This is a genomic window from Pseudomonas sp. LTGT-11-2Z, from assembly GCF_003691445.1.
Lineage (GTDB): Bacteria > Pseudomonadota > Gammaproteobacteria > Pseudomonadales > Pseudomonadaceae > Aquipseudomonas > Aquipseudomonas monteilii.
This window is the reverse complement of record NZ_CP033104.1, coordinates 564,356-579,620: the sequence shown is the minus strand read 5'-3', so window position 1 is coordinate 579,620 and position 15,265 is coordinate 564,356. Positions and strand designations below refer to the sequence as shown.

Here is a 15,265-nt window from a genome sequence, read left to right as displayed (position 1 = left end):
TCAGGCGCCGACGAGTGCCGGTTGGCCTTCATTCTCCGGGTGCAGCGGCAACAGCGGCGAATGCGGGTCGTTCATGATCGACGCACGCCACACATCGATCCACGCCGTATTGTGCTCGGCCCACACCTGCTCGTGCAGGCGGGTGAGCGCCACCGGGTCGCTGAGCAGGGCCAGGCGGGTATTGAGGTCCAGCCCTTTCGGCCCGACTTCCATCGCCTTGGCCACGCGCTCGGCACGCAGCGCTTCGATCGGCGCCGCCTGGCCATGACGGGCAGTGGCCATGGCGCACGCCAGGGCGTTCTGCCGAGGGTCGACCACAGCACGCACGAAGCCGTCGTGCAGGGCATGCCAGCGGTTCTCGTGGGTGTACCGGTCGGTGGCCAGCAACTCTTGCGGGGTAGCGTATTCCTCGGGAATGAGGAACAGCTTCTCGTCTTTGGCTGCCAGGCCCAGGCGGGTACGGCTGGAAATCACCGAAACCGGAATCGACAGCACCAGTGAGCCAACGATAGGCGCCAGCCACCACAGGAAGCTCGGGTTCAACCACGCCACCAGCCCAGCCCAGGCGATACCCAGCAGGGTTTGCGGACCATGGCGGCGCACAGCCTCGCCCCACGGGGTGGAGTCGTCGTCACGCTGCGGCGAATTCCAGGTCGCGGCCCAGCCGAGGAACGCGGCCAGCACGAAGCGGGTGTGGAAGATCATGCGTACCGGTGCCAGCAGCATGGAGAACAGCATCTCCATCAGCATCGACAAGGTGACCTTGAGCCGCCCGCCGAACTCGACGGCACCTTTGGCCCAGATCAGGATGACACTGAGCAGCTTGGGCAGGAACAGCAGCACGATGGTGGTGGAGAACAGCGCCACGGCCTTCTCCGGGTGCCACTGCGGCCACAGCGGGTACAGCTGATACGGCTCGATGAAGTACTGAGGCTCCATCAGGGTGTTGGTCGCCAGCAGCGCGGTCGACAACACCAGGAACAGGAACCACAGCGGCGCCGACAGGTACGACATCACCCCGGTGAGGAACACCGCACGGTGCACCGGGTGCATGCCCTTGACCAGGAACAGGCGGAAGTTCATCAAGTTGCCGTGGCACCAGCGGCGGTCGCGCTTGAGCTCGTCCAGCAGGTTTGGCGGCAGCTCTTCATAGCTGCCCGGGAGGTCGTAGGCGATCCACACGCCCCAGCCGGCACGGCGCATCAGCGCGGCTTCGACGAAGTCGTGAGAAAGGATTGCACCGGCGAACGCGCCCTTGCCCGGCAACGGCGCCAGGGCGCAGTGCTCGATGAACGGCTTCATGCGGATGATCGCGTTATGGCCCCAGTAGTGCGACTCGCCCAGCTGCCAGAAGTGCAGACCGGCGGTGAACAGCGGGCCGTATACGCGGGTGGCGAACTGCTGCATGCGCGCATACAGAGTATCCATGCCCGAGGCTTTCGGCCCGGTCTGGATGATGCCGGCGTCCGGGTTGGCCTCCATCAGGCGCACCAGGCTGCTCAGGCATTCGCCGCTCATGACGCTGTCGGCGTCGAGCACGACCATATACTTGTATTCGCCACCCCAGCGACGGCAGAAGTCGTCGAGGTTGCCGCTCTTGCGCTTCACCCGGCGCCGACGGCGGCGGTAGAAGATGCGGCCAAAGCCTTTGGTTTCGCGGCACACGTCCAGCCAGGCCTGTTGCTCGGCCACGGCGATGTCGGTGTCGTTGGTGTCGCTGAGCACGAAGAAGTCGAAACGGTCGAGGTTGCCGCTGGCAGCCACCGACTCGAACGTTGCACGCAGGCCGGCGAACACGCGCGGCACGTCTTCGTTGCAGATCGGCATCACCAGCGCGGTACGCGCCTCGGGGGCAATCGGCTCGTTGCCGGCGCTGCTGCCCGAAATCTTGTACTTGTCACGCCCGGTGAGCAGCTCAAGGAAGCCCATCAGCGCAGTCCAGAAGCCCGCCGACACCCAGCAGAACAGGATGCCGAAGAGGATCAGGATGGAGGTTTGCAAGGCATACGGCCAAACCTGCACCACCGTATCCCACAGCGACTGGTTGAGGATTTCGTCGAGGTCGACGAACGACCAGCCCTGGTACGGCAGGATGCCCTTCATGTACCAGCCGGCGACGATGGTCTGGCCGATCATCAGGGCCAGCAGGATGTAGCGGCGGATCGAGCCGACCGTGCGCCAACGCGCCGGCGGCAGCTCGCGCTTGGGTGGCTGCGGCGCATTGGTGCGGCCGGTCATGCGCCGCCATATGCGGATCAGCACGTTGGTGCGCCAAGGCTCTGGCACCACTTTGGTGCGCTTGATCGGCGGGGCGATTTTCAGACACAGGCGACCGCTGCCGTCGACGCCGAGCATTTCGGCGTCCTCCAGCTCGGCGGCGCTGCCCACGGTCAGGCGCGGGCCCACCGAGGCCTGCACGGCCTCGGCAGCGTCGGCGGCCGGTTTGGCCGCCAAACGTTGGTGCAGCTCACTGAAAGACGTGCAATTGGCGAGTTCCGCCCGTTGCTCGTCACTCAGAGGTAGGTGGGCCAGGTACTCGCCAAGCGATACTGGCCTTGCGCTTGAGTTACTCATCGGCAGGCAACTGATAGCTCCAGGTCTCGGTCAACACCTTCTCGGTGGTGGCCGGGGCCCCGTTGGTGGGCGCCGCATCGGCGGCAGGTTGTTCGGCCTTGGCCGTTTGCTCAGCCTTGACGGCTTTCTCGGCCTTGGCATGCTTGGCTGCGGCCTTGTCCTGCTTGGCGTCCTGCGCAGGCTTGGCGGGTTCGACCGGCACATCGCGCACCAGCGCGGCACGCATTTCGGTCGATTTGTTGGCTTCCTTGACCTTCAAACGCAGGGTCAGGCGCCAGCCCTTGGTCTCAGGGTTATAGCGCAGATTGTTCTCGACCACCTCGGCGTTGTCGCCCACGCTGATCTGGCTGCGCACGGCGGTGTCTTCCGGCAGTGCGGCCAGGGTCGGGCCGGCGAAGTCGACCAGGAAGGCCACGCTGCCGTCTGGCTGGCGAATCAGGTTGGACTGCTTCACGTCACCGGTGGAGCGTAGGGTCTGCTTGACCGAGCCCAACTCAGGCGCCTGGAACTTCGCCTCGTTGATGGTCCAGTGCAGGCGGTAGGCGTACTCGAACGGCTTGCCCGGCTCCGGCAGCTTTTCCGGGCTCCAGAAGGCAACGATGTTGTCGTTGGTCTCGTCGGCAGTCGGGATTTCGACCAGGTCGACGGTACCTTTACCCCAGTCACCTTTCGGCTCGATCCAGGCGCTTGGGCGTTTCTGGTAGTTGTCGTCGAGGTCTTCGTAGTCGCTGAAGGCGCGCTGACGCTGCATCAGGCCGAAACCACGCGGGTTCTCGACACTGAAGTTGCTCACGGCCAGGTGTTTCGGGTTGTTCAGCGGGCGCCAGATCCACTCGCCGTTACCGGCATGGATCGACAGGCCTTCAGAGTCGTGCAGGGCCGGGCGGTAGTTGAGCACCTTGGACGGCTGATTAGGGCCGAACAAGTACATGCTGGTCAGCGGGGCAATACCCAGGCGGCTGACCTGGTCACGCAGGAAGACCTGGGACTGTACGTCGACCACGGTATCGTTGCCCGGGCGCAGGGTCAGCTTGTAGGCACCGGTGGAGCGTGGCGAATCCAGCAGGGCGTAGATCACCAGGTGCTTGTCGGCCGGCTTGGGTTTTTCGACCCAGAACTCGGTGAATCGCGGGAATTCCTCGCCCGATGGCAGCGCGGTGTCGATGGCCAGGCCACGGGCCGACAGGCCGTACACGTGGCCCTTGCCGACCACGCGGAAATAACTGGCGCCAAGCAGGGTCATGATCTCGTCCTGCTTGTCGGACTTGTTGATCGGGTACAGCACGCGGAAACCGGCGTAACCCAGGTTTTTGGTGGTTTCCGGGTCGTGTGGCACGTCACCGAACTCGAAGCGGCTCGGGTCGTACTTGATTTCCTCGACCTTGGTGGCGGTGACCTCGTTGATTTTCACCGGGGTATCGAAGTGCATGCCCTGGTGATAGAACGACAGCTTGAACGGGGTCTTGTCCTTGGCCCACTCGGCCTTTTCCTGCAGGAAATGAATTTTCTGATAGTCCGCAAACTTCATGTCGCGGAATACGGCCGGCAGGTTGCTTTTGGGTGCTTCGTACTTCTGGCCGGCCAGATCCTTTGCCTTGGCTGCAACATCGTCAAGATTGAATGCCCACAGCTGGCCCGCGCTCATCAGGCCTACCAGTGCCACACTGGCCATCAAAGCCTTGCGCAGCCCGGTTCCGGGGATTCTTGATGCTTTTTGGGGACTAACAATCACGAGCAACCCTCGCCGAAAACAGATCATGAAACCAACGGCCAGCGACAAATGCCGGGTTGGCGAGCACTGTTCGGACCCCGTGAGGGCGTAATGATTCCCCAAACGGATCCAGACAATGCTCGAGTCAGAGTGAAACGAACCTGCGAACGCAGGTCCATGCAGCGCGCGATTATCCAGCAGGTCGCGTGACAACGCATCAGGCTGGAACAACTATTTATCGTACAAAACCCCTTGTTTTCCTATAAACAAAGGGTTTTTTGAGCTCACATTTGTAACATAAATGTTACGGGGCCATCATTGACCAGGTGCACCTGCATATCCGCACCGAAACGGCCACTGGCCACGTCGGTGTGCTGCGCGCTTGCCTGCTGCAAAAGATAGTCGAACAACTCGGCGCCGAGGGCCGGTGGCGCTGCCGTCGAGAAGCTCGGGCGCATGCCGTTGCGGGTGTCCGCCGCCAAGGTGAACTGCGACACCAGCAACAAACCGCCACCGACATCCTTGAGCGACAGGTTCATCTTGCCCTGCTCGTCGCTGAACACACGGTAGTTCAACAGCTTGTGCAACAGCTTATCGGCCTGTTCACGGGAATCTTCAGGCTCGACGGCCACCAGCACCAGCAAACCCTGGTCGATGGCGCCGACCACCTCGCCCGCGACTTCAACCCGCGCACCACGCACGCGCTGGAGCAGGCCCCTCATGCTTCTTCCAGAGGCAGGTCGAGCAGGCGCCGGGCCATCTGGTCGGCCGCACGCACCAAGGCATCGGTAATACCCGGCTCGGAAGCCGCGTGGCCAGCGTCGCGGATGACTTTCAGCTCGCTGTTCGGCCAGGCCTGGTGCAGTGCCCAGGCGTTGTCCAGCGGGCAGATCACGTCATAGCGGCCGTGCACGATAACCGCCGGTAGGTGGGCGATTTTCGGCAGGTCGCGGATCAGCTGGTCCGGCTCGAGGAACGCATTGTTCATGAAGTAGTGGCATTCGATGCGGGCGATCGACAGCGCACGTTGCGGCTCGGAGAAGCGATCGACCACCAGCGGGTTGGGGCGCAGGGTGGCAGTGCGGCCTTCCCAGGTGGACCAGGCCTTGGCGGCGTGCATCTGGGCAATCTGGTCATTGCCGGTCAGGCGCTTGTGGAAGGCCTTGACCAGGTCGCCGCGCTCATCCGGCGGAATTGGCGCGATGTAGTCCTGCCAGTAGTCCGGGAACATTCGGCTGGCGCCTTCCTGGTAGAACCACTCGATCTCCTGCGGCCGGCACAGGAAGATGCCGCGCAGGATCAAGCCATGCACGCGCTCGGGGTGGGTCTGGGCATAGGCCAGGGCCAGGGTGGAGCCCCAGGAACCGCCGAACAGCACCCACTTGTCGATACCCAGGTGCTCACGAATGCGCTCCAGGTCCTCGACCAGGTGCCAGGTGGTGTTGTTCTCCAGGCTGGCGTGTGGCGTGGAGCGGCCACAGCCGCGCTGGTCGAAGGTGATGATGCGGTACAGCGTGGGGTCGAAGTAGCAACGGCTCTGGGCGTCGCAACCGGCGCCCGGGCCACCGTGGATGAACACCACCGGCAGACCTTCTGGCGAGCCGCTTTCGTCGACATACAGCACATGCGGCGCTTCCACGGCCAGATCGTGCCGGGCGTAGGGTTTGATCTGCGGGTACAGGGTCTGCATTGCGCACTCCGTGTGAGGATTATTCGGCCGTGGGCCATCATAAACCTGAATTGCACTTTCAGCACCGTCCTCGCTGATACGGCCAACCTTGCGGACACATATATCTACCCCCAGCCGCCCAAGCGGCCCAGCGATAGTCCCTTGCCTCCTATCCTGCAAGGGCTCCGTCCATGCCAACACCACTCACTGCACCGCCCAGCATTCATTACACCACCATCGAACGCAGGCTCCCTGCCTGGCTCAGGCAAGCCCCTGCTGAAACCCATCGTGCGATGCGCAACTGGCAGCAGGCACCCGCCTGGCTGGCAACAGCCATCGCGCAACACCCGGAAATTGCCCGTGCATGGCAGGCGGAACATGCCCGCCACCGTGAACACCAGGCCCAGGTGCAGAAACTGTTCGAGCAACTCCCCGACCTGGAAACCTACGCTGCCCAAGCCTTGACCGACGCCATCAGGCAGCGATTCGGGCTGGACCTTGATGTTCGCAACACATACCTGGTCGATGCCCGCCTGATCGACACTGCCCACGCAAGCGACGCTCGCCAGGCGATCAACCAGGCCACCCGCTCGCTGCTGCACAGTGCCTTGCAGAACTTCGACCCGGCCGCCTGTGCAGAGCACGGCATGGATGCGCCCAAGGCCCTGCTGAAGAAATCCGTCATTCTCGACCACCGGCGCTTCATGGGCACCGTCCCGATCACCAATGCGGTAGGGCTAGGCGCCGAAGACTTCGCCGACCTGTGCCGTACCCTGAACATCGGCGGTAAATACCATGCGCTGGTGCATGCCATCTATTACCCTGCGGCCACAGCACTGCTCAGCGCCGATGAAGCTGCCCTGGCCGTTTATGAGACCCTGGGGCGGGCCGAAGTCTCGGCCTACAAGCAGTCCCTGCATTTCGCCCGTTTGAAAGGCGACATCAGCGAGGCGCTTTACACCGCGGCCCTTGCCACGCCGCTCGATCAAGCCCCACAGGCCCGCTCGCCCGTGACGTTCAGCCTGCTTAACCTGTGGGAGGCCGAGCTGACTGGCGTTGCGCTCATCAGCCTGCAAACTGCAGGGCACTCGGCCATGGCCCTGTACATCCCCGAGGACAGCACGACACCGCTAAAAGAGTTCGCCACCTGGGAAGCCTTGCAGGACGCGTTGCGCGACAGGCTCCACGCCAACCTCCATTACCTGGACAAGCACCTCGCCGACCGCGACAAAGCGCCGATACTTGCCCGCCTAAAGGAACGGCTCACACCGCTCGGCTGGAGCACGCGCGGCTTGCATGAGCCGGTCCCGGACCCACATGCCACCCTGCGCCCGGTCCCACAGCCCTTCACCCATGCCTTCCAGGGCGTGATGGCGTTCCAGAAAGCCCAACGCCACGAGAAGGATGTGCTGTACCACGCCATACCGACCGAAATCGTCGACCGGCGTACTGCCCAGGCGCACCGGGACCTGATCGCCGGCCGCGTGCTGACGGCGCTGAACATCGCCGGGTTCTTCGTGCCTGGGCTGGGTGAGCTGATGCTCGCCGTGTGTGTGGTCCAACTGGCCCATGAGGTGTATGAGGGCATCGAAGCGTGGGAAAACGATGAGCGCGATACCGCTTACGGGTACATGATCGATGTGATTGAAAACGTGGCGGTAATGGCCGCCCTTAGCGCAGCGGCCAAGGTGCTGAAAGGTGCCAGAAGCGGCGAAGCGGGCGGTGCCGAGGCAGGGCCAGGGGTGAAGGAGCCCGAAATCGAAGCGCCCGAGGTAGAGCGGATTCCGGTGGAAACCCCCTCCTTCATTGAGGAGCTGGACGACATCGAGACACCGGATGGCCAACGGCGCCTGTGGAAGCCAGACCTTACGCCGTACCACAACCCCCAAGTGCTACCCGACGACCTGATGCCGGACGAACACGGCCTGCTGCACCACCAGGGCAAACGCTGGCTGGTGCTGAACGGCAACCGGTACCTCGTCGAGCAGGCGCCAGCGACAGGTGAGTACCGCCTGCAACACCCGGAAAACCCTCGCCGCTACCGGCCACCCGTACGGCACAACGGTGCCGGGGCCTGGGTGCAGATTACGGACAAGCCACTGAGCTGGTCGGGAATGGCACTGTTGCGCCGCATCGGTCACTTGAATGCGCATTTCGACGACCCGACGCTGCAGCGCATTGTCGCCGTCAGCGACACCCACGAAGACGTGCTGCGCAGGGCATTGGCGGAAAACCAGCGGCTACCGGCCTTGTTGGAAGACACGATGCAACGCTTCAAGCTGGACGAAACGGTCAGCCAACTGCCCGATGCCAGTACCTGGCAAGCCGAGTTTGCCAGGGCCTATGCCCGCCTTCCTGTCAGCCCGGCGCCGGGTGCCGCCGCCCTCCAGCGGGCGTACCCTGCCCTACCGGCCGCGGTCATCGATGAACTGGCACGCAGCGCCAGCACCCACGAACTGCACATGCTCGACACCGGCAAGGTGCCCTTGCGCCTTGGCGAGGAGATCCGCATTTACCAGCAACACATCCGCCTGGCCCGCGCGTATGAAGGGTTGTACCTGTCCTGTGTGCCAAGCTGGGACAGCGACCGCCTGATCATGCATACGCTCCAGCACCTCCCCGGCTGGCCCGCCGAGACAAAACTGCAAGTGTTCCAACGCATGTCCTGGCCGGCCCAGGAGCATGCCATCGGCCCGCCGGACGCGCGCCCGTACACAACCATCACCCATGCCAGGGCTGGGTATATCGTCCACGATGAGCGCCAGCTGAGCACGGTAGTGACTGCCTACCCAAACCTTTTTGCCGCGCTGCATGAGGCGCTGCCAGCAGCCATGGCACAGCTGGGTGCCACCGATCAGCAGGCGTTGCAGCGCCTGGTACAAGCAAGCCCCCTGCTGCCCCGCCCGGCCTTGAGGGTGGTGCTGGGTATGCAACCCGTACGTCCTGGCTACCGTTCGCCCATGCGCCTGGCCGATGGCCGCCTGGGTTACCCACTCAGTGGTGGAAGCGAAGCTGCGCAAGGCGTAACCCACCAACAGTTGAAGGACGCAGTAGAAGCAACAGGTCTGCCAGCGCGTACGGGACGGTCGACGGATCAGGTACTCCTGGCACTCGCCAGCCCCGGGCGCACCCGCTTGCAGATTTTCGAACATTTGCAAATGTTGCTGGAACAGCGCAATGAGCTGCAAAGCAGACTGGCGGACTGGAGCGAAGCCATCACGCCAGCGACAGAGCAGGCTGCACTCGACTATGAAGGCTTGGGCGACGCAATATTGCAGCATTGGTATGACACCGCTCTGGAAGATACTCAGCACTCGGCGGAGCTACAGATAACGCGCGTCCCCCTGGCCGACGTTCCGATGAATCTGCCTGATTTTTTCGGTTCGCGCGTTCGCTCCCTGAGATTGCTCGACTTACCCTCTCAAGCCCTTGCAGGCTGGGCCCAGAACGAGCGCTTGCTGCAACGCCTGCTCAGGCAGGTACCGCAGCTGGAATCGCTGGAGGTCAGCAGGCCTTATGACCCCAGAGCAACACCTTCGCCCTTCCTTTTCAGCGTCCCCACCATCACTGAGAACGCGCCCGAACTGCAAAGGCTGGTGCTGACCAACCAGAACATCGCACTCTCCGAAAACGACCTGAACCTGTTGGCCAGCCTTCGCCGACTGAGGCACCTGGACCTGAGTGGCAACCGGCTGGCACAACACAACAGCCCAAGTTTCCACGAACTGACTCTGGACTACCTTGGGCTGGACCGCATGCAGCTGGCTCAATGGCCTATCGGGATTGGCAGCGATGCCTTGGGCCGTATAGCCCGCCTGTCGTTGCGCAACAATAACCTCAGGTCGCTACCCACGTTCTTGCTCAATGACACAGACGGATTGCCCAACACAGCGGAGATCTCGCTCCAAGGCAACAGCCTCAATGAAAACCACCTGCAACGCTTGCTGTTGAGGGCGCATAGCGAGCGGGCCAACATTGCTGTTGATGTGCCAACAGAGCTCGCTGCAAGACTTACGCGTATTCGCAGCGAACGGCAGCAAATGCGTGATGCGATCGATGGCTGGTCCCAGGCCTCAAGCTCAAGCAACCCACTGACCCAGGCGGCGTTGGCCGATCGACACAGCATCGAAACCGCCATCAGCGAATTCTGGGAGCAGCAGGAACAGGGCCAGCAGTACCTGCGCCTGCAACTCGAAGATGTAGCCATCGAGCATTTCCCCAGGCGGCTTCCATCCTTCTTTGCCGAGCGCGTGCAAGCCATGAGCCTGACACGGTTGCGTGGTACCGCCTCACAGCTTGATGACCTGCTCAGCCGCTTCCCCAACATCACCCGACTGAGCATCGATGCCCACCAGGCAGCCACCTCTTCTCTGACATCTGCGTTGCTACGCCTCCCGCAACTCTCGCACCTGGAATTTCACAACATGGGCCTGGAAGTCGATCAGGCCATGCTGGAAACCCTGGCAAGGCTTGAGCACCTGACATCGCTGGACTTGTCGGGCAATCGCATGGGCACTATCAACCAGGTACCTGCACGCTTGGCCAGCAATCTGCAGTCTCTCGCGCTGACCAACATGAACCTGCAAGCCTGGCCCGACTGGTGCGACAGCCTGCTGCCTCTTGAGCTGCTGGATCTAAGCGCCAACAGCATCACCCAATTACCCGAGCACATCCTCACGAACCTGAACAATCCCATGCCGATTTCGTCGATCGCCTTGTTCGACAACCCTTTACCGCTTGAAACGATTTTGCGCGTGCGCACATTCTCGGACAGCCAGCACAGTTACTCATTTGCCTTGGATATCCCGGGCGACCTCATGCTTGTCGAAACGTCCAGCGAAGGATCACTCGACTTCGACCACCCGCACTTCCCACTGTTGGGCGATGATCGCCCAAGGTTGGAAGACTGGATGCTTGGTAATCAGTTGCAGAACGAAGCACTGCAGGACTGCTGGAAAACGCTGGAAGGCAGCGACCTGTTGCGCCTGGTCGGCCGGCTGCACAATGCCGCGCCGTATGTGGACCCAAACACACGCACCAGCTTCTGCGAACGGGTACGCATGATGCTGGTAGTGGCGGCGAGTAACGATACCGAGCGCCCGGTGATGGAAAGTATCGCCGCAGCCGCATTGCCAGACCCGGAAACCGGCTCGCAAACCTGCCACGATGGTGCCTTGCAGGAGTTCAACAATATCGAGCTGTACCTGATGGGGCAGCGATTGCTGGTCGATGCGGGAGATACGTTGCAAACGCTGCGTCAGCGCTTGTTGCAGCTATTTCGGATCGACCAGCTGGAGTTTCTGGCCAACAAGCGCTCAGGCTCGGGTGACCTAGTGTCGGTCCGCCTGGCCTACCGCCGCGAACTGGCCAAGGAACTGGACCTGCCGATCGCCGACAGCATGCGTTTTCGTGGCGCTGCGAACCTGGCGCGCAATGAGCTTTCCAGCGTGCTGGAAAAGGTTCGGAAAATTGAACGCAGTGATGCCCTTGTCGACTACATGCTGGCAAATACAGATTGGACGGCACGCCTGCGAGCCGAGTATGCGGACCGTTTCGACGAAATAGAGGCACGCTTGCGCCTGCGTGTACTCGAACTGGCCGGCGCGGACTATCCGCTTGCGCAAGAGCTGGAGTTGCAAAAGGGCTTGCAACGCGACAAGGAACAGGAGGAAGCGGAGCTGCTGCGCGAACTGACCATTGCGCAGGTAGCCAACGACTGAGCCCCCATGAAGCAAGGCGACGCCAATGGCGTCGCCCCCTCCCACTCAACGCTTGTAACGCTCCGCGCCCCAATCCAGCAGCGCCTGCAGAAGCTGCTTCAGTACGTCTTGCGTCGGTCTGGCCAAGTCTTCCCGGTAGGCAAACGGCTCGGTTTCGTCCATGTACGTGCTTTGTGCCAGCTCCAGTTGCACAGCATGAATATGGTTGGCCGGGTCACCGTAATGCCGGGTGATGTGCCCGCCTTTGAAGCGGCCATTAAGCACATGGCTGTAACCTTGTACCTTGGCGCACACGCCTTGCAGCCGCTCAGCCAATGCCGGGTCACAACTGGCGCCGTTGAAAGTGCCCAGGTTGAAGTCCGGCAGCTTGCCGTCGAACAAGTGCGGGATCAGCGAGCGAATGGAATGGGCATCCCACAGCAGGGCGTAACCAAACTGCTCGCGCAACCGGTCCAGCTCGCTGCGGATCGTGCCGTGGTAGGGACGCCAGATCTGCTCCAGATAACCTTTGCGTTCTTCACCTGAGGGCGCCAGCCCATCCTTGAACAGCGGCTCGCCATCGAACAACGTGGCCGGATACAGGCCAGTGGTAGCGCCGGCATACAACGGCTTGTCGTCATCCGGGCGGTTGAGGTCGATGACGAAGCGCGAGTACTCCGCCGCGACCACGCTGGCCCCCATGTCACGGGCAAAGGCGTACAACCGGGGGATGTGCCAGTCGGTGTCCGGCAAGCTGCGCGCCTCATCGACCAGGCCGTCGCGCACCGCGTTGCTCAAGCCCAGGCCGGCGTGCGGCATGCTGATCAGCAGCGGCAGGTGGCCTTGGTGAAAACTCAGTACCTTGTCCATCGTGCCTCGCTCAATTGGAGATTTCGTTGCCCTTGCGCACCACGCGCTTGGGCAGGTCGCCGCCCAGCCAGTAGGCCAGGTCGGCAGGGCGTTCGATTTGCCAGGCGACGAAGTCGGCCACCTTGCCCACTTCCAGCGAGCCGTGGCTGTCGCCCAGGCCCAGTGCCGTGGCGGCATGTACCGTAACGCCAGCCAACGCTTCTTCCGGGGTCATGCGGAAACAGGTGCAGCCCATGTTCAGCATCAGCCGCAGCGACAACCCTGGTGACGTGCCGGGGTTGAGGTCGCTGGCCAAGGCAATTTTCACCCCGTGGCGCCGCAGTGCATCCATGGGCGGCAACTGGGTTTCACGCAGGAAGTAGAAGGCGCCCGGCAGCAGCACAGCAACAGTGCCGGCTGCGGCCATGGCGATGGCGTCTTCCTCGGTCATGAACTCCAGATGATCCGCCGACAGCGCCTGGTAACGCGCTGCCAGGCTGGAGCCGTGCAGCGACGACAACTGTTCGGCGTGCAGCTTGACCGGCAGGCCCAGCTCACACGCCTTGATGAAGAGCCGCTCGACCTGGGCCGGGGAAAACGCCAGGTGTTCGCAGAAGGCATCCACTGCGTCCACCAGGCCCTCGGCAGCCAAGGCTGGCAGCATCTCGTCGCAGATATGCGCGATATAGTCGTCGGGCCGGCCGGCGTACTCCGGTGGCAGGGCGTGCGCGGCCAGGCAGGTGGCCCGCACCGCCAGCGGCAGTTCGTCCGCCAGGCGCCGGGCCACGCGCAGCATCTTGCGTTCGTTGGCCAGGTCCAGGCCGTAGCCAGACTTGACCTCGATCGTGGTCACGCCATCGCGCATCAGCGCCTGAACCCGCTGACGAGCACTGGCGAACAGTTCGTCCTCGCTGGCCGCGCGGGTGGCCCGCACGGTGCTGGCGATACCACCGCCCTGGGCAGCAATTTCGGCATAGCTCACGCCCTGCAGGCGCTGCTCGAACTCACCGCTACGGTTGCCACCGAACACCGCGTGGGTGTGGCAGTCGATCAGCCCCGGGGTGACCCAGGCGCCGCCCAGGTCCACCGTGCGGTCAGCGTCGACCGGCGCCAGCTCGGCGCGTGGGCCGATCCACTCGATCAGCCCGGCACGGGTGACGATGGCCGCGTCCTCGATGGCCGAATAACGGCCCTCGGCCATGGTAGCCACATGGCAATGCTGCCAGAGGGTTCTCATGCACAATCTCCTTTACTAACGGTGCAGCTCTACGGGTTCTGCTGCCGGCTTGCCCTGCCCTGCACGCGGCTTGCACCACAGCAGGTAGGACGCCACCAGGAACACCACCCAGACCACGCCGACGATCAGTGCTGCCTGGGTGTCCGGGAAGTAGCCGAGCACACCAAAGATGAACACCATGAACGCAATGGCCATGGCCGGGCCGTAGGGCCAGAACGGTACCGGGAACTTGAGTTGGGCCACTTCCTCACGGCTCATGCTGCGGCGCATGGCCACCTGGGTGAGCAGGATCATCAGCCACACCCATACAGTGGCGAAGGTGGCAATGGAAGCGATGAGCAGGAACACGTTCTCCGGGATCAGGTAGTTGAGCAGCACGCCAATCAGCAGTGCAGCGCCCATCACCACCACGGTCATCCACGGCACGCCATGCTTCGACAGTTTGCCGAAGCTGCGTGGCGCGTGGCCTTGGTGGGCCAGGCCGTACATCATGCGGCCGGCGCCGAAGATGTCGCTGTTGATGGCCGAGATGGCGGCAGAAATCACAACGATGTTCAGCACGGCGGCGGCAGAGCCAATGCCCAGGTTGCTGAAGATCTGCACGAACGGGCTGCCCTGGCTGCCGATCTGCGGCCATGGGTACAGGCACATCAGCACGAACAGGGTGAGTACGTAGAACAGCAGGATGCGCAGCGGCACGGCGTTGATCGCCTTGGGGATGACGCGCTGCGGATCTTTGGCCTCACCGGCGGTGACGCCAATGATCTCGATGCCGCCGAAGGCGAACATCACCACGGCAAAGGACGCGATCAGGCCACCCACGCCGTTAGGCATGAAGCCGCCGTGGTCGAACAGGTTGCTGACGCCGACGGCATGCCCGGTACCCACCTGGCTGAAGCCGAAGGCCATGATGCCGAGGCCGGCCAGGATCATCGCCACGATAGCGCCGACCTTGAGCAGCGACAGCCAGAACTCCATTTCGCCGAACACCTTGACGTTGCACAGGTTGAGGCCGCCGATCAGGAAGACGATGCCCAGCACCCAGATCCAGCGGGCCACTTCCGGGAACCAGAAGCCCATGTAGATACCGAAGGCGGTGACGTCGGCGATGGCGACGATGACCATTTCGAAGGCGTAGGTCCAGCCGAGGATGAAGCCGGCCATGGGGCCGAGGTAGGTGCTGGCGTAGTGGCCGAAGGAGCCGGCCACCGGGTTATGCACGGCCATTTCGCCGAGGGCGCGCATGACCATGAACACGGCAGCGCCGCCGATCAGGTAGGCCAGCAGCACGGCCGGGCCGGCCATCTGGATGGCCGAGGCAGAGCCGTAGAACAGCCCGGTGCCGATGGCGGAACCGAGGGCCATGAAACGGATGTGGCGGGCACTTAGCCCGCGCTTGAGACCTGGAGCTTGTTGCATGTCACGTCCTTAAATTGTTTTTGTGGTCGTGAGATCAGGGGGCCGCCATGCAACCCAATCGCGAGCAAGCTCGCTCCTACAAGGGAACGCGTTGCCTTTATAGGAGC

The 15,265-nt window shown here is 62.9% G+C and carries 8 protein-coding genes; 1 reads left to right on the top strand and 7 read right to left on the bottom strand.

Annotated elements, in window-relative coordinates; translation table 11 throughout:
- The 4 genes from mdoH to pip all read right to left on the bottom strand — a co-directional run bounded on the left by mdoH (position 1) and on the right by pip (position 5,975).
- Entirely contained in the window at positions 1-2,574 is a 2,574-nt protein-coding gene (gene mdoH, locus D8767_RS02650) for a glucans biosynthesis glucosyltransferase MdoH (RefSeq protein ID WP_060709401.1), read from the bottom strand.
- On the bottom strand, positions 2,567-4,306 hold the full coding sequence (locus tag D8767_RS02645; RefSeq protein ID WP_202799578.1) for a glucan biosynthesis protein G: 1,740 nt from the start codon (positions 4,304-4,306) through the stop codon (positions 2,567-2,569). The genes mdoH and D8767_RS02645 overlap by 8 nt, the downstream gene beginning before the upstream one ends.
- Before the next feature lie 263 nt (positions 4,307-4,569).
- Positions 4,570-5,007 carry a D-aminoacyl-tRNA deacylase gene (gene dtd, locus D8767_RS02640; protein WP_016712444.1) on the bottom strand — a complete coding sequence of 146 codons (438 nt, stop codon included), beginning with the start codon at positions 5,005-5,007 and terminating at the stop codon, positions 4,570-4,572.
- The gene (pip, locus tag D8767_RS02635) at positions 5,004-5,975 is read right to left on the bottom strand and encodes a prolyl aminopeptidase (protein WP_016712445.1); all 972 of its coding nucleotides are present in this window, start codon (positions 5,973-5,975) and stop codon (positions 5,004-5,006) included. The genes dtd and pip overlap by 4 nt, the downstream gene beginning before the upstream one ends.
- Before the next feature lie 170 nt (positions 5,976-6,145).
- Here pip and D8767_RS02630 point away from each other — a divergent pair, with 170 nt between their 5' ends.
- Positions 6,146-11,674, top strand: coding sequence for a dermonecrotic toxin domain-containing protein (locus D8767_RS02630; RefSeq protein ID WP_029380246.1), 5,529 nt, complete (start codon positions 6,146-6,148; stop codon positions 11,672-11,674).
- A gap of 45 nt (positions 11,675-11,719) precedes the next feature.
- Here the strand turns inward: D8767_RS02630 and hutG are convergent, their stop codons facing one another.
- Genes hutG through D8767_RS02615 form a run of 3 tightly spaced genes read right to left on the bottom strand, consistent with a single transcriptional unit; the run spans position 11,720 to position 15,158 of the window.
- Positions 11,720-12,523 carry an N-formylglutamate deformylase gene (gene hutG / locus D8767_RS02625; protein ID WP_016712447.1) on the bottom strand — a complete coding sequence of 268 codons (804 nt, stop codon included), beginning with the start codon at positions 12,521-12,523 and terminating at the stop codon, positions 11,720-11,722.
- A gap of 10 nt (positions 12,524-12,533) precedes the next feature.
- On the bottom strand, positions 12,534-13,739 hold the full coding sequence (hutI, locus tag D8767_RS02620) for an imidazolonepropionase (protein ID WP_016712448.1): 1,206 nt from the start codon (positions 13,737-13,739) through the stop codon (positions 12,534-12,536).
- 15 nt (positions 13,740-13,754) lie between these two features.
- On the bottom strand, positions 13,755-15,158 hold the full coding sequence (locus tag D8767_RS02615) for an amino acid permease (RefSeq protein ID WP_016712449.1): 1,404 nt from the start codon (positions 15,156-15,158) through the stop codon (positions 13,755-13,757).
- Positions 15,159-15,265 lie beyond the last annotated feature (107 nt).